Here is a 24288-nt window from a genome sequence, read left to right on the forward strand (position 1 = left end):
GAACCATGACCAGCGTCGAACTCGAGATCGGCGGCATGACGTGCGCGTCGTGCGCCACGCGAATCGAGCGCAAGCTGAACAAGCTCGATGGCATTGCCGCGACCGTCAACTACGCCACTGAGAAGGCGAAGGTCAGCGCGCCGGCGGGGTTCGACGCGAGCCTTCTCATCGCCGAAGTCGAGAAGGCCGGATACTCCGCGCAGTTCCCCGCTTCGGAGAAGACAGCCCCCGAGCACGCCGAAGACCCCGAACTCACGAGCCTGCGCCGGCGCCTGATCATCTCGATCCTCCTCACGGTGCCGGTGGTCCTCATGGCTATGGTCCCGGCACTGCAGTTCACCTACTGGCAGTGGGCATCTCTCACGCTCGCGGCACCGGTGATCGTGTGGGGCGCATGGCCGTTCCACAGGGCGGCGTGGACGAATCTGCGCCACGGTGCGGCCACCATGGACACCCTCATCTCGATGGGCACTCTCGCCGCCTTCGGCTGGTCGCTGTACGCGCTCTTCTTCGGCACGGCAGGGATGCCGGGCATGACGCACCCGTTCGAATTCACGCTGTCGCGCTCCGATGGCGCCGCGAACATCTACCTCGAGGTGGGCGCCGGGGTGACGACCTTCATCCTCGCCGGCCGCTACTTCGAGAAGCGCGCCAAGCGCCAGGCCGGCGCCGCCCTGCGTGCATTGCTCGAGCTCGGCGCGAAGGACGTCTCGGTGCTGCGCGACGGCACCGAGACGAAGATCCCGGTGGAGGATCTTCGGGTCGGCGATGACTTCGTCGTGCGGCCGGGCGAGAAGATCGCGACCGACGGCGTCGTGGTGTCGGGGCATTCCGCGGTCGACGCGTCGATGCTCACCGGGGAGTCCGTGCCCGTCGAAGTCGGCGAAGGGGATGCCGTCACCGGAGCGACCGTGAATGCCAGCGGACGGCTGGTGGTCCGCGCGACCAGGATCGGCTCGGACACGCAGCTCGCGCAGATGGCGAAGCTCGTCGAGGAGGCGCAGACCGGCAAGGCCGATGTCCAGCGCCTCGCCGACCGGATCTCCGGCGTCTTCGTGCCGATCGTGCTCGTGATCGCTCTGGCGGCGCTGGTGGGCTGGCTCGTCGCCGGGTTCCCGGTGTCGGCCGCGTTCACCGCCGCCGTCGCCGTGCTCGTCATCGCCTGCCCGTGCGCGCTGGGCCTGGCGACGCCGACGGCCCTGCTGGTCGGCACGGGCCGAGGCGCGCAACTGGGCATCCTCATCAAGGGCCCCGAAGTCCTGGAGTCGACGCGCAAGGTCGACACGGTCGTGCTCGACAAGACCGGCACTGTCACGACGGGCCGCATGGCACTCGTCGACGTCATCCCCGAGGACGGAGTGGATGCTGCCGAGCTGCTGCGCCTGGCCGGGGCGATCGAGCATGCGTCCGAGCATCCGATCGCCCAGGCGATCGCGTCTCGTGTCGCCGGCGCGATGCCCGCCGTCGAGGATTTCGCGAGCATCGAGGGCAAGGGCGTGCAGGGCATCGTCGAAGGGCACAGCATCGTCGTCGGGCGCGAGACGCTGCTCGCAGACTGGGGCCTCGCGCTGTCGCCCGCGGTTGCCGCCGCCAAGGCTCGCGCCGAGGCAGAGGGCAAGACGGTCGTCGCGGCCGGCTGGGACGGCGCCGCGCGCGGCATCCTCGTCGTGGCCGACACCGTCAAGCCGACCAGCGCCGAGGCGATCCGCGCGCTGCGCGCGCTGGGACTGACGCCGATCCTGCTCACGGGCGACAACGAGGCGGCCGCGCGCCACATCGCGGCCGAAATCGGCATCGACGAGGTGATCGCCGAGGTCCTGCCGCAGGAGAAGGTCGCGGTCGTCAATCGCCTGCAATCCGACGGAAAGGTCGTCGCGATGGTCGGCGACGGCGTGAACGATGCGCCGGCGCTGGCTCAGGCCGACCTGGGGCTGGCGATGGGCACCGGCACGGACGTCGCGATCGAGGCATCCGACATAGCGCTCGTGCGCGGTGATCTGCGCAGCGCGGTCGACGCGATCCGGTTGTCGCGGAAGACGCTCGGCACCATCAGGTCGAACCTGTTCTGGGCGTTCGCGTACAACGTCGCCGCGATCCCGATCGCCGCGCTCGGGATGCTGAACCCGATGCTCGCGGGCGCGGCGATGGCGCTGTCGAGCGTTTTCGTCGTCGGCAACAGTCTGCGGCTGCGGGGGTTCCGGAGCTCGATGGGCTGATCGGTTATGCAGTTCCCGGTCGCCATGTCAAGGCCGGGGACGGCCGTGAGCTCGGCGTTCTAGGTTCACCGGTATGCGCGGTTCCCGACCGTGCGATGCAAAGGGTGATCCATGGAGACGATCGACGAGCTGACAACCGCGGCCCTGCTCGATGGCAGGTACCGGGTCGGGGAGTGCATCGGGCGTGGCGGAACGGCAGTGGTGTACCGCGCGGAGGATGTGGTTCTCGGACGGACGGTCGCTCTCAAGGTGCTGAGGACCGCGGACGACGCACTGACCGATCTGCAGCGCATCCAGAGCGAGACCGCAGTCGTGGCGTCGCTGAACCACCCGACGCTGGTTACGCTGTACGACGCGAGACTGGATCCGGAGCATACCCGGTACATGGCGATGGAATTCATCGACGGGCCGACGCTCGCGACGCGGCTGCAACACGGTCCCCTGCCCGGTACTGAGGCGGCGGACCTCGCCCGAGACCTCGCCGAAGCACTTCACGTGGTGCATCAGGCGGGCATCATCCACCGTGACGTGAAGCCGTCGAATGTGCTGTTGGGGCCACCGCTTCGGCCTGGAAGCACCTGGGCTGCGAAGCTCACGGACTTCGGCATCGCGTGCGGCCTCGACGATGCACGGCGCACGGCACCCGGCATCGCCATCGGAACCGCGGCCTACATGGCTCCGGAGCAGGTCAGGTCGTCCGAACTCACTCCGGCAGCGGATGTGTACTCGCTCGGGCTCGTGCTCCTGGAGGCGCTCACGGGCGAGTCGGCGTTCCCAGTGCGCGGCGGGGTGCAGACCGCGATCCGCCGGCTCTCCGATCCGCCGGTGGTCCCTGATTCGCTCGGCGCGGACTGGGTCGCACTGCTCACCCGGATGACACGGATGACGCCGGAGGAGCGACCTTCGGCGCACGAGGTCGCCTGCGCGGCGTACGCGCTGCGCGACGACCGTTCGCCGAATGATGTGCCCTCTCGAAGGCAGGCGGTTCTCGCCCCGGCGGCCGAGGACGTGACCGGACCTACTCAGGAGATCGACTCTCCCGATGCGCGATCGGCACTCCGAAGGTCAGGACGGCGGATGCGGGTCGGTGCGCTGAGCGTGATGTGCGCGACAGCGGCATCCATGATCGTCCTCGGCGGAGTGTGGGGTTCGGCCGGCCCGGCCGAGTCACCCGGCCGCGCCGTGACGCGTACTCCGATCATCTCCGAATCCGAGCCGCCCGCGGCCGAGACGGACACCTCGGAGGATCCGGCGACCGTGAACGACGAAGACTCGTCGACCGGCGACCGGAGCACGGCCGGCACGCCGGAGTCCGATACGGGCCCAGCGAAGGACAACCCCAACAAGGGACCTGGGAACAATTCGGGGAAAGAGAAGGGTCCGCCGGACGACGGCAAGAAGAATTGACCCGCTGAGGCGCGTCGATGACCAGTCAGGCCGGACGGACGCGGAGCACGACGTTGCCGACCTTGCGGCCGGTGTCGACGTAGCGGTGCGCGTGGACGATATCGGCGAGGTCGTAGCCGCGATCGATCACGGGCCGGAACTGCCCCGCATCGGTGAGTGCAGACAGCTCCGCGAGGTCAGCCGCGGCAGGGCTGCCGACGTTCCCGGTGACGAGCTTGCCCGTCCGGCGACTCTGTCCGCGGGCGCGCAGCATCCCCGGCAGATCGTTGATCACCAGCAGCAGCGTTCCGCCGGGGTTGATGGAGTGTTCGACCCTTGTGAAGGGCGCGTTGCCGACGCAGTCGACGATCACGTCCCATGTGCGGCCGTCGGCGGTGAAGTCCTCGCGGGTGTAGTCGATGGCCTCATCGGCGCCGAGCGCGGTGACCAGGGCAGTGTTCTTCCCGCTGGTCACGGCGCTGACGTGGGCGCCGCGCTGCGCCGCGAGTTGGATGGCTGCTGTGCCGACTGCACCGGATGCTCCGTTGACGAGAACCGTGGTGCCGGGCGTGATGATGACGTTCTTGAAGAAGCCATACGCCGTGAATCCGCCGAAGACCAGCGCGATCGCCTCGTCGAGCGGCAGCGTGCTGGGTGCCAGGGCGATGGGCCCGTCGGCGGGCATGCGGAGGTACTCGGCGTGGCCGCCGAATGCGGCACCCGGAAGCGCGATCACCCTGTCTCCCGGGGCGAACGAACTGACCCCGGGGCCGACGGCGTCGATCACCCCCGCGGCATCCATGCCGAGGACACGGCGGCGCGGCCGGAGGATGCCGAGGCCGGCTGCCGCGAGGAATCCGAGCCCTCGTGGAACATCCCGGGCGCGCGAGCGGTGGTCGGCGATGCTCACGGTGCTGGCGTGCACGCGGATGACGACCTCGCCGGCCTTCGGGACGGGGATCGGGAGCTGCTCCAGGTGCACGACCTCGGGCGGTCCGAAGCGGCGGTGCACGGCGGCTGTCATGGTGGCGTTCGTGGTCACGAGCCCATGCTCGCAGTCCGGGGCGCTCAGGACATCGGCCGATCGGCCGAAAGATCCGAATACGACAAAACCCGCGGAGAACCGAGGGTCTTGATCTGTAGCAGGAGCGGGGCTTGAACCCGCGACCTCACGATTATGAGTCGTGCGCTCTCACCAACTGAGCTACCCTGCCGCACTGCGATCCACTCGCCAGAGCAGATGCTGCGAGCCCCGAGTCAGGATTGAACTGACGACCCCTTCCTTACCATGGAAGTGCTCTGCCACTGAGCTATCGGGGCGTTGTCACCCGTGAAGGCAACCACACGAGAATACCATCACTTCGGCGTTCTCACGAAACCGGGGAGACCCCGTCGTACCTCCCGGCATTGGACTGCAGCCAGGGAAGCGGGTTGATGGTCGAGCCGTTCACGATCAGCTCGAAATGCAGGTGCGCACCGTACGAACGACCGGTGTTGCCGACCTTGCCCACGACGTCGCCGACCTTGACGGTCTGCCCGGTGGAGACCTGCAGCGAGCCGTACTGCATGTGCGAGTAATGGCTCGTGATCAGCTTGCCGTCGATGACGTGATCGATGTAGACGGTGACGCCGTAGTTGCCACCCGACTCGGTGGCGATACGGACGGTTCCGTCGGCGATCGCCTGAACCGGGGCGCCGGCGCCGGGGACGAGGTCGATGCCCTCGTGCATTCCGGTGTCGCGCATGCCGTAGCCCGAGCTCATCGCCACGCCGACGACGAACGGCCACTGGATCGACGCATCGGGATCGTTCGTATACACCGCGTTCGAGTACTTGATGCCCTGCTCGGTGGCGAGATCGATGAGCGATGCCGTCGAGAAGCTCTCCGAGCGGTGCATCGTGTCGTTCTGCACATCGCCTGACGCGACGTAGGCCTGGATCTCCTCGTCGGACACCGGGGACTCCGTCGCCTTGGCGCCTGCCACGAGTGACATCGACGTCTGCGGCTGCACTCCCTGCGCCGCGGCGACGGCTTCGGCGGGGAGCGTCATCGACACGGCGAGCAGACCCGCGATGCCCATGATCCCCACCGTGGCGCCGGTCGCCACCAGCTTGCGGCGCACCCGGCTTCTGCGCGGCGCGGTGTGCACGGCGGTGGCAGCCGTCGGAAGCTTCTGCTCGAAGATCGGGGTGTCCGCCTGCGGGACGGACGGTGCGCCAGCGACGGCGCGGAACGCACGGGATGCTGCGGTGAAGGCATCCGCACCGGACTCGGTCGCGGCCGGCTCGGGCTTGACCTTCTTGCCGGACGAAGGCTCGGCGGCAGCTTCCGCGACCGTCTCCACGACGATCTCGGTGGCCGCGACGACCGTTTTCGCCATGTCGACGACGACGGGATCCGCAGCGATCTCCGGCTCGGCGGTCTCGGTCTCGTCCGCGTTCGGTGCCGCGACGGGCTCAACGGCGCGCTGGCGCTCGCGCAGCGCCCTGCGAGAGAGCGGGGCCGCGGGCACATCCGCGGGAGCTGCGGGAGAGGCGACTTCGATGCTCAGCGGGGTCGCGAAATCCTCGGTCCGGCGACGGCTGGAACGACGCGTGCGCGCGGGCTCAGCCATAGGGGAATCGAAGGGCAAAACGGTATCTCTCGGGTGACTCGTCAAGCGGGGGGCGACTTCATCTTCGGGTGACGAAGGTAACGAACAGATAAACCCTACCCTGCGGGCGCTGAGAATGCCATGTACACGGCCGTCTAAATCTGATCGTCGAGAACGGCCGAGAGCCGAGCGTGCAGGTCGGCTCCGGCAGCGATCAGCATCGGTCGGGCGGATGCGGTGTCGAGCCGTGTCACGACCCCGCCGGCTTCGGCCACGAGAAGAGCGCCGGCGGCGAAGTCCCAGGGCTTCAGTCCCCGTTCGAAATACCCGTCGAGCCGCCCTGCTGCGACGTAGGCGAGGTCGAGGGCCGCCGCCCCCATCCGCCGCAGATCACGGGCGAGCGGCATGACCTGCCGGATCGTCGCGAGGTCGCCGTCGTGTGTGGACGGATCGTATCCGAACCCGGTCGCCAGCAATGCACCGGCCGGGTTGGTAGCCGTGACGGCGAGGCGCTGCGCGCCCAGCCAGGCTCCGCCGCCACGCGACGCGGTGAACAACTCGCCGAGCACCGGGGCGTGGACGGCGCCGGCGAGTCCGACCCAGGTGTCGGGGTCTGCGCTGCCCTGCACCGCCGCGATGCTGACGTTGTACGCCGGAATGCCGTACGCGTAGTTCACGGTGCCGTCGATCGGATCGACCACCCAGGTGATGCCCGTCGACGTCTCCGCGGCGCCGGATTCCTCGCCGAGGAAGCCGTCTCCGGGACGCTCCGCACTCAGCCGCGTCCGGATCAGGTCTTCCACGTCGCGATCCGCCTCGGTGACGATGTCAGCGAGGGTCGTCTTCGTCGCCGCGAGCAGGACTCCTGCGGTCCGACGGCGAAGCGCGAGATCACCTGCCTCGCGGGCGATGTCAGCGGCGAGGTGCCTCAGCTGTTCGGCATCAGCCGTTACGGCCGTCGTCACTGACGCGGTGCCGGAGGCGGAGGCGGGAACGCGCCGGGCGCCGGACGCGTCGGCGCCTGCGGGGCGGCCGGCTCATCGGCCGGAGAGCCGGGACCGCTGGGCACCGGCGGCACATGCGCTGCCGGAGCGGCTGGCTCGGCATCCCCCGCCTCGCCATCCGCTGATCCCGCGGACTCGTCAGGAACGGTCGGCACCTCGGGCGCTGCCGGAGCCTCAGGAGCGTGGGATCCGGACGCGTCGCCGGGGATGCCGTCGTGAGCGGCAGGCGCCCCGGCGGGCGGCACCGGGAATCCGTCCGGCCCGATCGGCGCGTCCGGCGAGGAGATGAGGCCCGTCTGCGGGTGCTGCTGGGCAGCGGCAGACTGTGTGGCTGTCTGCCCCTGCTGAGGCAGCGCCGGGAACGACGACGCCTGGCCGTAGCCCGTCTGCTGCGAGGTGGGAACGCCGGTGTAGTAGGCGTTCCAGTCCGGCGAGCCGTCGGGCATGATCGGCAACGGCGTCACACCGTCGGCGTAGGTCGGCCACTGCTGCGCAGCGGGAGCCGCGGCCACGGCGTAGCCCTGCGGAGCGCCGGCGTGCGCGCGCTTCTTCGGTGCGAACAGCGCGTTCAACAACGGGATCAGGGTCGTGCCGACGGCGGTCAGGATCGCGAGTGCGACGACGATGCGCCAGTAGAGGTCGCCGTAGGTGAACGTGTCGGGGAACGTCAGGTAAAACACGAGCATCGCCACCAGCAGCACGAGCATCACGATCGTGACGTAGAAGATGACCTGCGTGAACGTCGTCACATACCGGCGGGTCGCCGGGACGAACAGGCGCACGTGGAGGAGCGCCAGCTGCAGGACCCCGATGATGACCAGCAGCAGGAAGAACCGCCCCACCCCGCCGGTGTACTCGTACTCGTCATCCGGAAGCCAGATCTTGATGGCGCCCGCGATCAGTGCGACGATCCACGTGATCATGCTCGCCAGCGCCAGCCAGTCCGGACGCCGCGGCGCGAGCCCGGCCTCGAGGATCGCGATGCCGGCGAATGCCGCGAGCAGCAGGATCGTGAGGAACGCACGGCCGATGATGCCGTCCTGATCGCCGACGAGAACCCAGACCACGCAGACCAGGGCGGCCGCGATCAGCGCGCCGATCGCGATCCAGATCGCTCCGCGGATCAGCAGCGATGCGTTCGTCTTCGCTCCTGCTTCATTGACCTCTGACATGGTGTCCCCTCTTCGGCCGTTGATGCTCTCATCCTCGCACGCAGGGACGACTTCGCACCGGGCTTCGCCCGAATTGTGGGGAACTCAGCGAGCCTTCTTCGCGGATGCCGCGGCGAACCCGGCGACTCGGGCCTTGGCATCCGCGGTGTCGAAGGCGGCGCCGATCGACCGTGCCTCCTCGTCGAGCTGTTCAGCGAACGAGCGCGAGGGCTGCGAGCGCACGAGTCGCTTGGCCTGGCCGTAGGCACCCGCGGCGCCGGCGAGCCAGAATCGGGCGACCTCCTCGGCGCGTGCGCGCACGAGGTCGGCCTCGTCCGCGGCATCCTGACCGCCGACGACCTCGGCGACCAGGCCCCACTCGAGAGCCTCCGCGGCGGTGAGCAGGCGGTCCTGCAGCACGAGCTGAAGCGCACGGCGGCTTCCGACGGCACCCGCGAGCTGGGCCGAGACCGACAGATCGGGGGTGAGCCCGATGTTCGCGTAGAGGCTGCCGAGCTTGGAACGGCCGCCGACGACGGCGTAGTCGGTGCTGAGCAGGATGCCGAGACCGCCGCCCGCGGTCGTGCCGTGAGCTGCGGCGACCACCGGGATCGCCGACTCGGTGAGCGAGCGGATGCCTTCATTGATGACGCCTGCGAGTTCGGTGAGCGGCGCTCCGTCCCCCATCGTGGAGGCCATCTCGAGGACGTCTCCGCCCGCACAGAACGAGGGCCCGGCCGCATCCAGGAGGATGGCGCGCACGTCGTCTCGGGAAGTCGCCTCGGCCGTGGCATCCCGCCATGCATGCGCGAGATCCGCGTTGAAGGCGTTCAGGCGGGTCGGGCGGTTCAATGTGAGGCGCGCGAGACCCTCATCGACCGAGAACAGGATGGCATCGCTCATGGGCATCTCCTTCGAAGCGCGGACTTCGCCAGCCTAGCGAGCCCGTGCAGTCAATCCGTGTCCTCTTGTACGCGTGCGACAAAGCGCTCCATGCGGCGACGGGTGCCGTCCAGTCGCATGTCCACCTGCCCGGCGGCGCGCACCTCGTTCGGAGCGAGCGGATGCGCGAGCCGCACGTTCTCGTGGCAGGAGAGGTCGGCGCACATGTAGGTGCCGACGCTGTCGCCGCGATGCCCGGCCGCGCCGGCCTTGCGCGCGGCGAATAGCGCGACCTGGCTGCCGGGCTGCATCGTGTGGCAGATGTTGCACATGCCGTTGCGGCTCCTGCCCGGGTCACTGGCGCGCAGAACGATCCCCACGACGCCGTTATCGGTCTCGACGACGATGCACCCGCGTTTGCTGGATGCCGGATCCCGCCAGGCCAGGAAATCGTGGAAGTCCCAGTCGACGAGGATGAAGTCGTGCGGCATCTCGATCATCCGCAGCTCGTCTTCGCCGGCGTTGATGAACGCCGCGCGGACGTCGGACTCGGTGAGCGCTCGCATCGCGCCAGTCTATGAACTCGTCACGGAGGCGCGCTCGCGGTCGCGGCTCCGATCGCGGATGAGGAAGCCGAAGCCGAACGCGACGAAGAACATCAGCACGCCGTAGACCGCGGCTGGCAGGCTCAGCTCGACCGAGCCGAGGACGGTCTGCGCGATCACGATGGCGAGTGTGGCGTTGTGGATGCCGATCTCGAACGATGACGCGATCGCCTGGCGCCGACCGATCTTCAGCAGCCGCGGCACGGTGTACCCGACCGCGAGGCTGATCAGGCAGAAGACGATCGTGATCAGGGCGAGAGTGGCGAAGTTCTCGATCAGCAGCGCCCAGTTGGATGCCACGGCACCCGCGATCACGATGACGAGGATGATGACGCTCGCGATCCGCACGGGGCGGTCCATGCCGTCAGCGAACTTCGGCCAGAACCGACGGATGAGCATGCCGAGCGCGACCGGCAGCAGCACGATCGCGAAGACCTCGAGGGCCTTCGACCACTGCAGTCCCAACTGATCATCGAACGGGTTGAAATACATGATCGCGAAGTTCGTGATCAGAGGCAGCGTGATCACTGCGATGACGGAGTTCACGGCGGTGAGTGAGATGTTCAGCGCGATGTCGCCGCGGAACAGGTGGCTGTAGAGGTTCGCCGTCGTGCCGCCGGGCGAGGCGGCGAGCATCATCATGCCGACAGCGAGCACGGGCGGAAGCTGGAACAGCAGCACGAGCCCGAAGCAGATCGCCGGCAGCAGCAGAAGCTGGCACGCGAGGGCGACGAGCACGGCTTTCGGCTGCTTGAGCACGCGCGCGAAGTCGGCGAGGGTGAGGCTCAGGCCGAGGCCGAGCATGATGATGCCGAGGGCGACGGGCAATCCGATGGTGGTCAACGCTGATCCCATGGTGCTCAGTGTGGCGGATACCGGGCCGCGGCGTCATGCATGCGAGGTGCGCGTGTCTTCCCGGTTCCCGCGAGACCGGCGAGATCGGCGGAGCACGGTGAACGCACAGATGACCCCCTCGCCGGCCTGGGGGAGCCAAGCGAGGGGGCCACTGAATGCCGTCGCCGCCTAGCGATCTGGGAAATCTACACAGCGGCGGACGGCCCTTTCACGAGACGCAAGGCTGGACGCCCCTCCGCAACCGTGCCCCGTGGAGTTCAACGCTATGGCGGCGAGAACAAGGCCGTCGAGCCATTGCACTCAAGGTCCGAGACGTGCTAGCCCTGCTTGATAACCGTCTGAGGGCCCCCGCTGTGCGGAGGCCCTCAGGACATGTGGTGGCAAGTGAGGGATTCGAACCCCCGAATGCAATGCAGGCTGATTTACAGTCAGCTCCCTTTGGCCGCTTGGGTAACTTGCCAAGTGCACACCCGTCCAGCTTGTACAGCCAACCGGGGGCGCGAGTATCAATCATACCTGCCGAGCGCAGGTGCAAGAAATCGAAACGTCAGCTGCCGTGCACGCCGCGTTCGCCTCTCTCGAGCGACTCCGGGGTGCGCAGCAGGCCGCCCTCCGCACGGCACGTCGCGGCCGCGACCTGCATGGCCCGATCGAGCAGTCGCCGCCACAGCTCCCCGGTCTCCGGGCGGCCCCCGACGAGCCCCTCGGCGACTCCCGCCAGCGTCGCATCCCCGGCGCCGACCGTGTCGACGATGGGCCCGGGAAGCTCCGAGATCGGAGCGGTGAAGACACCGGCATCCGCCTCGAGGGTCGCGCCATCCTTGCCCGCAGTCGCGAGCACGGCCTGGGCGCCGGCTTCGCGAAGATGCGCACGCAGGGCGTCGAGGTCTCCGTCGTACAGGAGCGAGGCATCGTCCGAGCCGACCTTGACGATCGCGGCATCCGCGGCCATCCGCTCGAAGCCGCGCACGAACTCGGCGCGATCGCTGAGCATTCCAGCGCGCGGGTTCGGGTCGATCGCGACCCTGGCGCCCGCGAGGGCGTCGATCACGGCATCCACCTCGACGGGATCGTCGAACGGGAAGCAGCTGATCACCGCCAGATCGGCGTCGGCGATCGCCTGCCGCGCCTCCTCGCCGTATTGGATGCTGCGCCGCTGAGCCGCCTCGTTGAAGACGTACGTGGGCTCGCCGTGCGCGTCGCGCTGCACGATCGCCCGGGAGGATCCGTGCGGCGCCGCACTCGAGATCAGCCGCACGTCGTGATCGGCGAGGTACTCGCGGATGTGCGAGCCGGCCTCGTCGTCGCCGACCATCGCGATCAGGGTGCTCGGGATGCCGAGACGCCGCAGTCCCACCGCGACGTTCAGCGCCGCGCCGCCGACGAGCTCGCGCACACCGCCGGCGTCGTGGATCTCATCGATGAGGGCATCGCCGATGATCACGGCGCGAAGTGTGTGCGGCATCCCCTCATTCTGTCGCACGGCGCGCTACGTTGTCGGCATGAGGACTCCTCGCACGGGCATGGCGGCCGCAGCGTTCCTTCTCGCGGCAGCGCTCACGGGGTGTACCGGGGCCCCGCCCGAGGAAACGCCCACGGCTGAGACTCCCGTAGCGTCGGAGAGCCCGTCGCCGACGGCATCCGACTCACCCGAGCCGAGTGAGACGCCGTCGGCCGCACTCATCCCGATCCCGGAGGACTGCCGCGCGATCCTGTCGGACGATGTGCTCGCACAGCTTGAGGACGTGCCCCTGAACGATCCCGCCGTCGGCCCCTCCGGCATCCAGCCCGACGGATCGCTGCTGTGCATCTGGCGCGACCCGCGCGCAGACACGACCGCGCTCATCACGAAGATCTCGCACCTGAACCGCGGTCCGGCGCTCGACATGCTGAACGATCTCGCCGATGACGAGGGCTTCACGTGCTTCACGCCGGACGAGGGCACCCGCTGCGAGAAGACGTGGGAGAACGAGATGTACCCGGTCACCGACGGACGGACGCTGTTCTGGCGGGACGACGTGATGATCGACACGAGCTACTCGAACCTCGCGCCGAGCGGCTACACCTCGAGCATCGTGGCGAGCCTGTTCGACTAGTGGGCTGATTTCCTGCGGCAGGGGTCGCAAGCGGCGGCCACCACGCCGATCAGGCAGCCAGATGCGACCCCTCGTCCGATCCAGCGACGACGAAGGCCCCGCACCTCCGAAGAGGGGCGGGGCCTTCGATCAGCTATCTCAGTTGTACGTGCCCGGAGTCACGTCATCCGTCGAGAACGCGTCGAAGTCGACGTATCCGAAGTCGCCCTCGGCGTACGCGCCGTCGGATGCGAAGATCCGGTTCGGGTAACGCTCGCTCTTGGCTTCCTCGGTCGCCTCGACCGTGACGTTGCGGTACTTCGAGAGACCCGTTCCGGCGGGGATGAGCTTACCGATGATGACGTTCTCCTTGAGACCGACCAGCGGGTCGCGCTTGCCCTGCATCGCAGCCTCGGTGAGCACGCGGGTCGTCTCCTGGAACGAGGCGGCGGACAGCCACGACTCGGTCGCAAGCGACGCCTTGGTGATACCCATCAGCTCCGAGCGGCCGGACGCGGGGCGCTTGCCCTCTGCCACAGCCTCGCGGTTGATCGACTGGTAGCGCTTGAGGTCGACCATCTCACCCGGCAGCAGGGTCGTGTCGGCGTGATCGACGACGGTGACCTTGCGGAGCATCTGACGGACGATGACCTCGATGTGCTTGTCGTGGATCGGCACACCCTGCGAGCGGTAGACGCCCTGGACACCGCCGACGAGGTACTTCTGCACCTCGCGGGCACCCATGACGCGCATGACCTCCTTGGGGTCGAGCGTTCCGACCTGCAGGGGCTGACCGACCGTGACGTGCTGACCGTCCTCGACGAGAAGCGTCGCACGCTTCAGCACCGGGTAGACGACCTCTTCATCACCATTGTCGGGCGTGAGGATGACCTTCTTGGCCTTGTCCGTCTCGTCGATCGTGATGCGGCCATCGGCCTCGGCGATCGGCGATGCGCCCTTGGGCGTGCGAGCCTCGAAGAGCTCCTGCACACGGGGCAGACCCTGAGTGATGTCATCCGCCGATGCCGAACCACCGGTGTGGAACGTACGCATCGTCAGCTGGGTACCGGGCTCACCGATCGACTGGGCCGCGATGATGCCGACGGCCTCGCCGATGTCGACGGTCTTGCCGGTCGCGAGCGAGCGGCCGTAGCACTGCGCGCAGACGCCGACAGCCGAGTCGCAGGTCAGCACCGAGCGGACCTTGATGGTCTCGACACCGAGCTCGACGAGCTTGTCGATCAGCACGTCTCCCACGTCGTCGCCGGCCGCGGCGAGAACCTCGCCCGACTCGCTGACGACATCGGCCGCCAGGGTACGGGCGAACACCGAGTTCTCGACGTTCGCGTCGCGCACCAGCTCACCCTGCGAGTTCGGAGCGGCGATCGGGAGCTCGAGGCCCTTCGACGTGCCGCAGTCCTCTTCGCGGATGATGACGTCCTGCGAGACGTCCACCAGACGACGGGTCAGGTAACCCGAGTCGGCGGTACGCAGAGCGGTGTCGGCCAGACCCTTACGGGTACCGTGCGTCGCGATGAAGTACTCCGCCACCGACAGACCCTCGCGGTACGAGGAGATGATCGGACGCGGGATGATCTCACCCTTGGGGTTGTTCACCAGACCACGCATGCCCGCGATGTTGCGGATCTGCAGCCAGTTACCACGAGCACCTGACGACACCATGCGGTTGATGGTGTTGTCCTCGGGGAAGTTGGCGCGCATCGCGGCCTGAACCTCGTCGGTCGCCTCGGTCCAGATCTTGATGAGCTCCTGACGACGCTCGGCGTCGGTGGTGAGACCCTTCTCGTACTGCGACTGGACCTTTGCGGCCTGCTTCTCGTAGCCGGCGACGATCTCCTTCTTGTTCGGAGGCGTCAGGATGTCGCTCAGGGCGACGGTGACTCCCGAGCGCGTCGCCCAGTAGAAACCGGCATCCTTGATGCGGTCCAGCGTCGCAGCCGTCTCGACCTTGGGGTACTCCTCGGCCAGCTTGTTGACGATCTGCGACAGCTTGCCCTTGTCGGCAGGCTCGCGGACGAAGGGGTAGCCCTTCGGCAGCGTCGCGTTGAAGATCGCCTGACCCAGCGAAGCGTCGACCAGGCCGTGCTTCTCGTAGCCCTCCGGAGCCTCGCCCTCAAGGAAGTTGAGGCCGGGGATGCGGATGCGGACCTTCGCCTGCAGGTCGAGGGTTCCCTCGTCCTTGGCGAGGATCGCCTCGGAGACCGAACCGAACGCACGCCCCTCGCCCTTGGCGCCCTCCTTGACCACCGTGAGGTGGTGCAGACCGATGATCATGTCCTGCGAGGGCAGGGTGACCGGACGGCCGTCGGACGGCTTCAGGATGTTGTTCGACGCGAGCATCAGCACGCGGGCCTCGGCCTGAGCCTCGACCGACAGCGGCAGGTGCACAGCCATCTGGTCACCGTCGAAGTCGGCGTTGAACGCGGCACATACGAGCGGGTGCAGCTGGATCGCCTTGCCCTCGACGAGCTGCGGCTCGAACGCCTGGATGCCGAGGCGGTGCAGCGTGGGCGCACGGTTCAGCAGCACGGGACGCTCGCGGATGATCTCCTCGAGCACGTCCCAGACCTCGGGACGGGTGCGCTCGACGGCACGCTTGGCGGCCTTGATGTTCTGCGAGTGACCGAGGTCGATCAGGCGCTTGATCACGAACGGCTTGAACAGCTCGAGCGCCATCTGCTTGGGCAGACCGCACTGGTGCAGCTGCAGCTGCGGGCCGACGACGATGACCGAACGGCCCGAGTAGTCGACGCGCTTGCCGAGCAGGTTCTGGCGGAAACGACCCTGCTTGCCCTTCAGCATGTCGCTGAGGGACTTCAGGGCGCGGTTGCCGGTACCGGTGACGGGGCGACCACGGCGGCCGTTGTCGAACAGTGCGTCGACGGCCTCCTGCAGCATGCGCTTCTCGTTGTTGACGATGATCTCGGGGGCGCCGAGGTCGATCAGACGACGAAGACGGTTGTTGCGGTTGATCACACGACGGTAGAGGTCGTTGAGGTCACTCGTGGCGAAGCGGCCACCGTCGAGCTGCACCATCGGGCGCAGCTCCGGCGGGATCACCGGCACGACGTCGAGAACCATGGATGCCGGGCTCATGCCGGTCTCCAGGAAGGAGTTGACGACCTTCAGACGCTTGATCGCGCGGATCTTGCGCTGGCCCTTGCCCTCGGAGATCTGCAGGTGCAGGCTCTCGGCCTCGGCCTGCAGGTCGAAGGCGGCCAGGCGGCGCTGGATCGACTCCGCACCCATGTGGGCCTCGAAGTACTGGCCGAAGCGGTCCTGCAGCTCGTGGAAGACGTCGTCCTCCGGGCGCAGGGCGCCGACCTCGAGCGTGCGGAAGTCCTCCCACACGCGCTCGAGCTTGGCGATGGCGTCGTCTGCGCCCTTGCGCAGCTGCGACATCTCCTTCTCGGCGGCGTCCTTGACCTTCTTCTTCGCGTCGGCCTTGGCGCCCTCGGCCTCGAGTGCCGCGAGCTCCTCCTCCAGCTTGGTGAGGCGCTCGGCGATCTTCGCATCGCGACGATCGGCGAGCGTCTTCAGCTCGAGGCGGACGTTGTTCTCCTGCGTGGCCAGGTCGCGGTGACGAGCATCCTCATCGACCGAGATGACCATGTACGCCGCGAAGTAGATGACCTTCTCGAGGTCCTTCGGCGCCATGTCGAGCAGGTACCCGAGGCGCGAAGGCACGCCCTTGAAGTACCAGATGTGGGTGACGGGAGCGGCGAGCTCGATGTGGCCCATACGCTCGCGACGGACGGAGCTCTTGGTGACCTCCACGCCGCAGCGCTCGCACACGATGCCCTTGAAGCGGACGCGCTTGTACTTCCCACATGCACATTCCCAGTCGCGGGAAGGGCCGAAGATCTGCTCGCCGAACAGACCGTCCTTCTCGGGCTTGAGGGTGCGGTAGTTGATGGTTTCGGGCTTCTTCACCTCACCGAAGGACCATCCGCGGATGTCGTCAGCGGTGGCCAGGCCGATGCGAAGCTCATCGAAGGTGTTTGACTCGAGCACTAGTTCTCCTGTGTCTCAATAAATTTCTGTGATCAGACGCTGGGCGAAGCCGCGCGTCAGATCTCGTCGATCGAGGCGGACTCGAATCGGCTGGAGATGTTGATACCGAGCTCTTCGGCGGCACGGAATGCCTCGTCGTCGGTGTCGCGGAGGTTGACAGCCGTGCCGTCTGCCGAGAGGACCTCGACATTCAGGCAGAGCGACTGCATCTCCTTCATGAGCACCTTGAAGGACTCGGGGATGCCGGGCTCCTGGATGTTCTCGCCCTTGACGATCGCCTCGTACACCTTGACGCGGCCGAGGATGTCGTCGGACTTGATCGTGAGGAGCTCCTGGAGCGCGTATGCCGCACCGTATGCCTCGAGTGCCCACACCTCCATCTCGCCGAAGCGCTGTCCGCCGAACTGCGCCTTACCACCGAGCGGCTGCTGGGTGATCATCGAGTACGGACCGGTCGAACGGGCGTGGATCTTGTCGTCGACCAGGTGGTGGAGCTTCAGGATGTACATGTAGCCGACGGAGATCGGTGCCGGGAACGGCTCTCCGGAGCGGCCGTCGAACAGCTGGGTCTTGCCCGAGCGGTCGATGAGGCGGTCACCGTCGCGCGTCGGCAGCGTCGAGTCGAGCAGGCCTGCGATCTCGTGCTCCTCGGCACCGTCGAACACCGGGGTGGCGACCTTGGTGCCAGGCGCGGCCTCGAAGGCCTCCTGCGGCAGGTGGACGGCCCACTCCGGGGTGCCCTCGACCTTCCAGCCCTGCTTCGCGATCCACCCGAGGTGGGTCTCGAGCACCTGGCCGAAGTTCATTCGGCCGGGGATGCCGAGCGGGTTCAGCACGATGTCGACGGGCGATCCGTCGGCGAGGAACGGCATGTCCTCGACCGGCAGGATCTTCGCGATGACGCCCTTGTTGCCGTGACGGCCGGCGAGCTTGTCACCCTCGGTGATCTTGCGCTTCTGGGCGATGTAGACCACGACGCGGCGGTTGACGCCCGAGCCGAGCTCGTCGTCGCCGTCCTCGGCGTTGAACTCCTTGACGGCGATGATCGTGCCCTGCTCGCCGTGCGGCACCTTCAGCGAGGTGTCGCGGACCTCGCGGCTCTTCTCGTTGAAGATCGCGCGGAGCAGGCGCTCCTCGGCCGACAGCTCGGTCTCGCCCTTCGGCGTGACCTTGCCGACCAGGATGTCGCCGGGGCGGACCTCGGCGCCGATGCGGATGATGCCGCGCTCGTCGAGGTCCTTCAGCAGCTCAGGGCTGACGTTGGGGAGGTCACGGGTGATCTCCTCCTTGCCGAGCTTGGTGTCGCGGGCATCGACCTCGTACTCCTCGATGTGGATCGAGGAGAGGGTGTCGTCCTTCACCAGGTCCTGGCTGAGGATGATGGCATCCTCGAAGTTGTAGCCCTCCCACGTCATGAACGCGACGAGCAGGTTCTTGCCCAGCGCCAGCTCACCGTTCTCGGTGGCGGGTCCGTCGGCGATGACCTCGCCGACCTCGACGCGCTCACCGGCCGAGACGACGACCTTCTGGTTGTAGGACGTGCCCTGGTTCGAGCGGTCGAATTTGCGCAGGTGGTACTCCTGCGTGCCGCCCTCGTCGAGCTGCACGACCACGCGGTCTGCGGAGACCTCGGTGACGACACCGGCCTTGTCGGCGGTCAGGACGTCGCCGGCGTCGATGGCCGCGTAGCCCTCCATACCGGTTCCGACCAGCGGGGAGTCGCTGCGCAGCAGCGGCACGGCCTGACGCTGCATGTTGGCGCCCATGAGCGCGCGCTGAGCGTCATCGTGCTCGAGGAACGGCACGAGCGAGGTCGCCACCGACACCATCTGACGCGGCGAGACGTCCATGTAGCCGATCTCGGCGGGCTCGAACATGTCGACCTCACCGCTGCCGCCCTTCGGGCGAGCCAGCACGTGGCTGTCGACGAAGTGCTTCTTCTCGTCGAGCACGGCGTTGGCCTGCGCGATGTTGAAGTCGTTCTCCTCGGCTGCCGTGAGGTAGTCGATGTCATCGGTGACCACGCCGTCGACGACGCGACGGTACGGGGTCTCGATGAAACCGAAGGAGTTGATGCGCGCGAAGGTCGCGAGCGACCCGATCAGACCGATGTTCGGGCCTTCAGGGGTCTCGATGGGGCACATGCGTCCGTAGTGCGACGGGTGGACGTCACGGACCTCGACACCGGCGCGGTCACGGGACAGACCACCGGGGCCCAGCGCTGAAAGGCGGCGCTTGTGGGTCAGACCCGCGAGCGGGTTGTTCTGGTCCATGAACTGCGACAGCTGCGAGGTTCCGAAGAACTCCTTGATCGCGGCGACGACGGGGCGCACGTTGATCAGCGTCTGCGGCGTGATCGCCTCGATGTCCTGCGTGGTCATGCGCTCGCGGACGACGCGCTCCATGCGGGACAGACCGGTGCGGACCTGGTTCTGGATGAGCTCGCCGACGGCGCGGATGCGACGGTTGCCGAAGTTGTCGATGTCATCGGTGGCGATGCGGATCTCGGCCTTCTTGCCGCTGCGCAGACCCTCGAAAGTCTCGTCGCCGCGGTGCAGGCGCACCAGGTACTTGATGGTCGCCACGATGTCCTCGACGGTCAGGACCGACGAGTCCAGCGGCTGGTTCAGGCCCAGCTTCTGGTTGATCTTGTAGCGGCCGACCTTGGCGAGGTCGTAGCGCTTGGCGTTGAAGTAGAAGTTGTCCAGCAGCGCGCGGGCGGCCTCTGCGGCGACCTGCTCGCCCGGACGGAGCTTGCGGTAGATGTCGCGAAGCGCGTCTTCCTTGGTGAGGATGGTGTCCTTGGCCAGGGTCTCCTCGATGGAGGGGAAGCCGGCGAACTCGACGAGGATCTCCTCGCTGGTCATGCCGAGGGCCTTGAGGAAGACTGTGACGGACTGCTTGCGCTTGCGGTCGATGCGGACGCCGACCTGGTCGCGCTTGTCGATCTCGAACTCGAGCCATGCGCCACGGCTCGGGATGACGCGAGCGGAGACGATGTCCTTGTCGGAGGTCTTGTCCGGCGTCTTGTCGAAGTAGACACCCGGCGAGCGCACGAGCTGCGAGACGACGACACGCTCGGTGCCGTTGATGATGAAGGTTCCCTTGCTGGTCTGCAGCGGGAAGTCGCCCATGAAGACGGTCTGAGTCTTGATCTCACCGGTCTGGTGGTTCATGAACTCGGCCTCGACGTACAGCGGGGCGGCGTAGGTCTTGCCGCGCTCCTTGCACTCGTCGATCGAGTACTTCTCGGGCTCGAGGTACGGGTTCGTGAAGCTCAGCTGCATCGTCTCGCTGAGGTCTTCGATCGGAGAGATCTCCTCGAAGATCTCCTCGAGACCGCTGAACTCGTTGAGGTCCTTGCGACCGGCCTTCTTACCCTCGGCGACACGCGCCTTCCAGGTGTCGTTGCCGACGAGCCAGTCGAACGACTCGGTCTGCAGCGCGAGAAGGTCGGGGACCGTCAGCGTGTCGGAGATCTTGGCGAACGAGAGACGCGATGCTCCGCGTCCGTTCTTGTTGGTGGTGGATGTGGATGCGTTGGGAGCAGCAGCCAAGGGAATAACCTCCGTGAGCCCCGCAGGGCTTCTCGATTCCTTTGTCGTCAGGTGGAGTGCGCGCTCACATGCTCAACATCTGCCGACCACCATATGAGGGCAGGGAGAAAGGAGGCGCAAGGAACAACTATACGAGGTAATTCGCGACATGGCAAGCCTGATCCTTGACCAATTCCGGATGCTGCGGTAAAAGCCCCCTCGCGGGTCGAAAGGTCAGGCGATGTTGAGCTCGTTGCCGGGGATGGATGCCAGCAGACGGCGGGTGTACGGGTCGCGAGGGTTCGTGAAGATCTCCTCCGAGGATGCCGCCTCCACGAGCGCGCCGTCCTTCATCACGCACACGTAGTCGCTGATCAGCCGCACCACCGCGAGGTCGTGCGAGATGAACAGATAGCTCAGGCCGTACTCGCGCTGCAGATCGCCGAGCAGGCGCAGGATCTGATCCTGCACCAGGACGTCCAGCGCCGAGACCGGCTCGTCGCAGACGATCAGGTCGGGCGAGAGGGCGAGCGCGCGGGCGATCGCGACGCGCTGCCGCTGACCGCCGGAGAGCTCGGACGGGTACCGGCGCAGCATCGACTGCGGCAGCGCGACGTCGTCGAGCAGCTGCCGGACGCGCTTGCGCCGGTCGGCACCGCTCCCCCGCCGGTAGAACTCCAGCGGCTCGGCGATCAGACGCTCGATCGTGAACATCGGATTCAGGCTCGAGTACGGGTCCTGGAAGATCGGCTGCACGCGCTGCCGGAAGTCCCTGGTGTCCGCACGGTTCAAGGAGGCGATGTCCTTGCCCTCGTAGCGGATGACGCCTTTGGTCGGCTCGAACAGCTTCAGCAGCATCCGCGCCGTCGTCGTCTTGCCCGACCCCGACTCGCCCACGATCGCGACGGTCTCGCCGCGCGGGATCGCCAGCGAAACGTCGTTCACCGCGACGAAGTCCTCGCCGCGTCCGCGGACGGGGAACACCTTGGTGAGATTCTCGATCTCGACGATGTTGTCGGGTGGGGAGGCTGCGGTGGCAGTCGTCGTTTCGACTCGCTGCGCTCGCTCAACGCGTTTCGTCTCGCCTTCGGCTCGCTCAACGACCCGCGGCGAGTCGGGCTCATCGGTCGGGACGGCGCCAGAGGCGGCGGTGAAGGCCTCCGGCTGCAGGCGCGCGACGGCGACCGACGGGGCGGCCTTCACGAGCGACTGGGTGTACGGGTGCTGCGGATCCTCGAGGATCTGCTTCGCATCGCCCTGCTCGACGACCTTGCCGCGGTGCATGACGATGACGCGCTCGGCGCGTTCGGCAGCGAGGCCCAGGTCGTGCGTGATGAGCAGCACGGCCGTCCCGAGCTCGCGGGTCATCGCGCCGATCTGATCGAGGATCGTCTGCTGCACCGTGACGTCCAGGGCGCTGGTCGGCTCGTCCGCGATGAGCAGCCGCGGCTTGCAGGCCAGCCCGATCGCGATGAGCGCGCGCTGGCGCATGCCGCCGGAGAACTCGTGCGGGTACTGCTTGGCGCGCTTGGCGGCATCCGGGAGGCCGGCCGCCTCGAGCGCCTCGACGACCTTCTGCGAGACGTTCTGGCGGTTCGCGAGTCCGTGCGCCAGCAGCGTCTCGGCGACCTGCGTGCCGATCTTGGCGACCGGGTTGAGGTTGGACATCGGGTCCTGCGGGACGAGTCCGATGTCACGCCCGCGGATGCCGCGCAGCTCGCTCTCGGAAGCCTTGGAGATCTCGCGACCGTCCAGGCGGATGCTGCCGCCGGCGATGCGGCCGCCACCGGCGAGGAGTCCGATGATCGCCATCGCGGTGGTCGACTTGCCCGAGCCGGACTCGCCCACGATCGCGACGGTCTCGCCTTCGGAGATGTCGAGATCGACGCCCTCGACCGCGTGGACGGTGCCGTCCATGGTGTTGAAGTCGACCGCGAGATCGCGGACGGACAGCAGCGGAGCATCCATGCTCTGTTGTTCCTTGCTCATGTCAGCGCGCCCTCGTCCTCGGATCCATGGATTCTCGCAGCGCCTCGCCGAACAGCGTGAAACCGAGCGCTGTGACGGCGATGCAGATGCCGGGGAAGAACGCCAGCCACGGGGCGATCGCCAGCTCGCTCTGCGCGTAGGTCAGCATCCGGCCCCATTCGGCCGTCTCGGGGCGTCCGCCGCCGAGGCCGAGGAACGACAGCGCCGCAGCGTCGATCACGGCCGTCGCGAGCGTCAGGGTCCCCTGCACGATGACTGGGCCGATGGCGTTGGGCAGGACGTGCGACATCGTGATGCGGCCCCGGCCGAGACCGAGGGTCTGCGCCGACAGCACATAGTCGCTGGAGCGCTGCTGCAGCATCGACGCGCGAAGAAGCCGGGCGAAGATGGGCACCTGCGAGGCACCGATCGCGATCATCACCGCGAACGGTGTCTGACCGAGGATCGCCGCGATCGAGACCGCGAGCAGCAGGTTCGGCACCGACAGGATGATGTCGACGATGCGCATGATGAGCGTATCGACCCAGCCGCCGAACGTTCCGGCGATGAGACCCAGCAGCATTCCGCCGACCAGGCCCAGCGCGGTGGAGACCACACCGACGAGCAGCGACGCCCGCGCGCCCCAGATGAGCTTGGACAGCACGTCGCCGCCGAAGCGGTCCAGGCCCAGCGGGAACTCCGGCAGTTCGCCGGGACCGGGGATGTGCGTCGGGGTGATGTCGCGCGCTCCGGGGAGCGCCGTCTCGGGGTAGGGCGCGAGGATCTGGGCGAGGACGGCGACGAGGACGAACACCAGGACGATGACGGCACCGATCCAGGCGGTCGGGTTGCGGCGCATGCGCACGAAGACGTCGCGCCAGAATCCGCCGGGGCTCTCCTTGCCCTCCCGCTGCGCGATCGCAGCGGTGTCGAGGACTCCCCCGCCTTGCGCAGGGGGCAGCACGGGGCTGGTCATTGGACCCTCACTCTCGGGTCGATGATGCTGTACGACACATCAACGGCCAGGTTTATCAGCGCATAGGCGATCGCGATGAAGATGATGAACCCCTGCAGCACCGGGAAGTCGCGGGTGAAGATGGCACGCGCGAGGAACGAGCCGACGCCGGGGAAGGCGAAGACCGTCTCGGTGAGGACCGCGCCGGAGATCAGGAGCCCCGTCTGCAGGCCGATCGTTGTGATGACCGGCAGCATCGCGTTGCGCAGGATGAACCGGCTGCGCAGCGTCGAGTTGGCGACGCCCTTCGCGCGGCCGGTGCGGACGTAGTCGGCGTTCTGCACCTCGAGGACGCTCGCCCTGGTGATGCGGACGATGATCGCGAGCGGGATCGTGCCGAGCGCGATCGCCGGGAGGATCAGGTGCAGGATGGCATCCCACGATGCGTCGAACTCCCCCGTGATGATGCCGTCCCACACGTAGAAACCGGTGGGGTGTGTGGCATCTATTCGCGGATCCTGTCTGCCGTCGGCCGGAAGCCAGCCGAGCTGGACCGCGAAGACGTACTTCAGGATGAAGGCCAGGAAGAACACCGGGATGGTGATGCCGACCAGGCTCAGCACCACGGAGGCGTGGTCGCTGAACTTACCGTGCCGGCGTGCGGCCCAGTATCCGAGCGGCACGCCGATGCCGATCGCGATGATGAGCGCCGCGATGGAAAGTTCGATCGTGGCCGGAAAGCGCCGGAAGAACTCCTCTGTCACCGGGCGGTTCGTCTGGATCGACGTGCCGAAGTCGCCCTGCAGGAGTCGGCCGATCCAGATGAAGTACTGCTCGATGAGGGGCCGATCGAACCCGTACAGCTTGTTGACCCGTTCGATGGCCTCCGGGGTCGCCTTCTCGCCGAGAAGGGCGACGGCCGGACCGCCGGGGAGGGCCCTGACCCAGGCGAACAGCAGGATGCTGAGCCCGAACAGGGTGGGGATGAGGAACAGCAGTCTCCTGCCGATGGTGCGCAGCAAGTGG

General features: G+C 67.4%; 16 protein-coding genes and 3 tRNA genes. 3 read left to right on the plus strand and 16 right to left on the minus strand.

All coding sequences use genetic code 11. The features are described from left to right. Positions 1–5: 5 nt before the first annotated feature. Together IM776_RS12455 and IM776_RS12460 are read left to right on the plus strand one after the other, a co-directional pair. Positions 6–2216: a heavy metal translocating P-type ATPase gene (locus IM776_RS12455; RefSeq protein WP_194420408.1), complete on the plus strand. Its 2211-nt coding sequence runs from the start codon at positions 6–8 to the stop codon at positions 2214–2216. Positions 2217–2327: 111 nt separating this feature from the next. After that, entirely contained in the window at positions 2328–3623 is a 1296-nt protein-coding gene (locus IM776_RS12460) for a serine/threonine-protein kinase (RefSeq protein WP_194420409.1), read from the plus strand. 25 nt (positions 3624–3648) lie between these two features. Here IM776_RS12460 and IM776_RS12465 read toward each other — a convergent pair whose 3' ends face one another. The 11 genes from IM776_RS12465 to IM776_RS12515 form a co-directional block, all read right to left on the minus strand. Further along, positions 3649–4644 carry an NAD(P)-dependent alcohol dehydrogenase gene (locus tag IM776_RS12465; protein WP_194420410.1) on the minus strand — a complete coding sequence of 332 codons (996 nt, stop codon included), beginning with the start codon at positions 4642–4644 and terminating at the stop codon, positions 3649–3651. Positions 4645–4742: 98 nt separating this feature from the next. Then, positions 4743–4816: transfer RNA gene (locus IM776_RS12470), tRNA-Met, on the minus strand. A 34-nt stretch (positions 4817–4850) separates the two neighbouring features. Beyond that, positions 4851–4922: transfer RNA gene (locus IM776_RS12475), tRNA-Thr, on the minus strand. A 50-nt stretch (positions 4923–4972) separates the two neighbouring features. Beyond that, positions 4973–6217, minus strand: coding sequence for a M23 family metallopeptidase (locus IM776_RS12480; protein ID WP_228479753.1), 1245 nt, complete (start codon positions 6215–6217; stop codon positions 4973–4975). A 134-nt stretch (positions 6218–6351) separates the two neighbouring features. Next, entirely contained in the window at positions 6352–7161 is an 810-nt protein-coding gene (locus IM776_RS12485) for an inositol monophosphatase family protein (RefSeq protein WP_194420412.1), read from the minus strand. Continuing rightward, positions 7158–8372 (minus strand): hypothetical protein, encoded by a 1215-nt coding sequence (locus tag IM776_RS12490; RefSeq protein WP_194420413.1) that lies wholly within the window; start codon positions 8370–8372, stop codon positions 7158–7160. The genes IM776_RS12485 and IM776_RS12490 overlap by 4 nt, the downstream gene beginning before the upstream one ends. Before the next feature lie 84 nt (positions 8373–8456). Further along, the gene (locus IM776_RS12495; protein WP_194420414.1) at positions 8457–9254 is read right to left on the minus strand and encodes an enoyl-CoA hydratase/isomerase family protein; all 798 of its coding nucleotides are present in this window, start codon (positions 9252–9254) and stop codon (positions 8457–8459) included. A 50-nt stretch (positions 9255–9304) separates the two neighbouring features. Then, a complete protein-coding gene (locus IM776_RS12500; protein WP_194420415.1) occupies positions 9305–9799 on the minus strand; it encodes an FBP domain-containing protein in 495 nt (164 codons plus the stop codon). A 9-nt stretch (positions 9800–9808) separates the two neighbouring features. Then, positions 9809–10693 (minus strand): bile acid:sodium symporter family protein, encoded by an 885-nt coding sequence (locus tag IM776_RS12505; RefSeq protein ID WP_194420416.1) that lies wholly within the window; start codon positions 10691–10693, stop codon positions 9809–9811. Between the two features lie 375 nt (positions 10694–11068). Beyond that, positions 11069–11153: transfer RNA gene (locus IM776_RS12510), tRNA-Tyr, on the minus strand. An 87-nt stretch (positions 11154–11240) separates the two neighbouring features. Next, positions 11241–12158, minus strand: coding sequence for a carbohydrate kinase family protein (locus tag IM776_RS12515; protein ID WP_194420417.1), 918 nt, complete (start codon positions 12156–12158; stop codon positions 11241–11243). A gap of 37 nt (positions 12159–12195) precedes the next feature. Here IM776_RS12515 and IM776_RS12520 point away from each other — a divergent pair, with 37 nt between their 5' ends. After that, entirely contained in the window at positions 12196–12789 is a 594-nt protein-coding gene (locus IM776_RS12520; RefSeq protein ID WP_194420418.1) for a hypothetical protein, read from the plus strand. Positions 12790–12927: 138 nt separating this feature from the next. On the opposite strand, the gene rpoC is transcribed toward IM776_RS12520, so the two are convergent. The 5 genes from rpoC to IM776_RS12545 form a co-directional block, all read right to left on the minus strand. Continuing rightward, the gene (rpoC, locus tag IM776_RS12525) at positions 12928–16803 is read right to left on the minus strand and encodes a DNA-directed RNA polymerase subunit beta' (RefSeq protein ID WP_194420419.1); all 3876 of its coding nucleotides are present in this window, start codon (positions 16801–16803) and stop codon (positions 12928–12930) included. A gap of 56 nt (positions 16804–16859) precedes the next feature. Next, positions 16860–20360 carry a DNA-directed RNA polymerase subunit beta gene (rpoB, locus tag IM776_RS12530; protein WP_194420420.1) on the minus strand — a complete coding sequence of 1167 codons (3501 nt, stop codon included), beginning with the start codon at positions 20358–20360 and terminating at the stop codon, positions 16860–16862. Positions 20361–20573: 213 nt separating this feature from the next. Further along, the gene (locus tag IM776_RS12535; RefSeq protein WP_194420421.1) at positions 20574–22328 is read right to left on the minus strand and encodes an ABC transporter ATP-binding protein; all 1755 of its coding nucleotides are present in this window, start codon (positions 22326–22328) and stop codon (positions 20574–20576) included. A 1-nt stretch (position 22329) separates the two neighbouring features. Next, positions 22330–23283 carry an ABC transporter permease gene (locus IM776_RS12540; RefSeq protein ID WP_194420422.1) on the minus strand — a complete coding sequence of 318 codons (954 nt, stop codon included), beginning with the start codon at positions 23281–23283 and terminating at the stop codon, positions 22330–22332. Next, on the minus strand, positions 23280–24284 hold the full coding sequence (locus IM776_RS12545; protein ID WP_194420423.1) for an ABC transporter permease: 1005 nt from the start codon (positions 24282–24284) through the stop codon (positions 23280–23282). Before IM776_RS12545 ends, IM776_RS12540 begins: the two co-directional genes overlap by 4 nt. Positions 24285–24288 lie beyond the last annotated feature (4 nt).

This window comes from Microbacterium abyssi (assembly GCF_015277895.1).
In the GTDB taxonomy this organism is placed as follows: domain Bacteria; phylum Actinomycetota; class Actinomycetes; order Actinomycetales; family Microbacteriaceae; genus Microbacterium; species Microbacterium abyssi.

What these genes read in the sequence shown, in the direction of transcription:
- IM776_RS12520 (WP_194420418.1), top strand. Translation starts at nt 12,196, where the DNA reads ATGAGGACTCCTCGCACGGGCATGGCGGCCGCAGCGTTCCTTCTCGCG.
- IM776_RS12455 (WP_194420408.1), top strand. Translation starts at nt 6, where the DNA reads ATGACCAGCGTCGAACTCGAGATCGGCGGCATGACGTGCGCGTCGTGC.
- IM776_RS12460 (WP_194420409.1), top strand. Translation starts at nt 2,328, where the DNA reads ATGGAGACGATCGACGAGCTGACAACCGCGGCCCTGCTCGATGGCAGG.
- IM776_RS12500 (WP_194420415.1), bottom strand. Translation starts at nt 9,799, where the DNA reads ATGCGAGCGCTCACCGAGTCCGACGTCCGCGCGGCGTTCATCAACGCC.
- IM776_RS12535 (WP_194420421.1), bottom strand. Translation starts at nt 22,328, where the DNA reads ATGAGCAAGGAACAACAGAGCATGGATGCTCCGCTGCTGTCCGTCCGC.
- IM776_RS12505 (WP_194420416.1), bottom strand. Translation starts at nt 10,693, where the DNA reads ATGGGATCAGCGTTGACCACCATCGGATTGCCCGTCGCCCTCGGCATC.
- IM776_RS12495 (WP_194420414.1), bottom strand. Translation starts at nt 9,254, where the DNA reads ATGAGCGATGCCATCCTGTTCTCGGTCGATGAGGGTCTCGCGCGCCTC.
- IM776_RS12515 (WP_194420417.1), bottom strand. Translation starts at nt 12,158, where the DNA reads ATGCCGCACACACTTCGCGCCGTGATCATCGGCGATGCCCTCATCGAT.
- IM776_RS12540 (WP_194420422.1), bottom strand. Translation starts at nt 23,283, where the DNA reads ATGACCAGCCCCGTGCTGCCCCCTGCGCAAGGCGGGGGAGTCCTCGAC.
- IM776_RS12490 (WP_194420413.1), bottom strand. Translation starts at nt 8,372, where the DNA reads ATGTCAGAGGTCAATGAAGCAGGAGCGAAGACGAACGCATCGCTGCTG.
- IM776_RS12480 (WP_228479753.1), bottom strand. Translation starts at nt 6,217, where the DNA reads ATGGCTGAGCCCGCGCGCACGCGTCGTTCCAGCCGTCGCCGGACCGAG.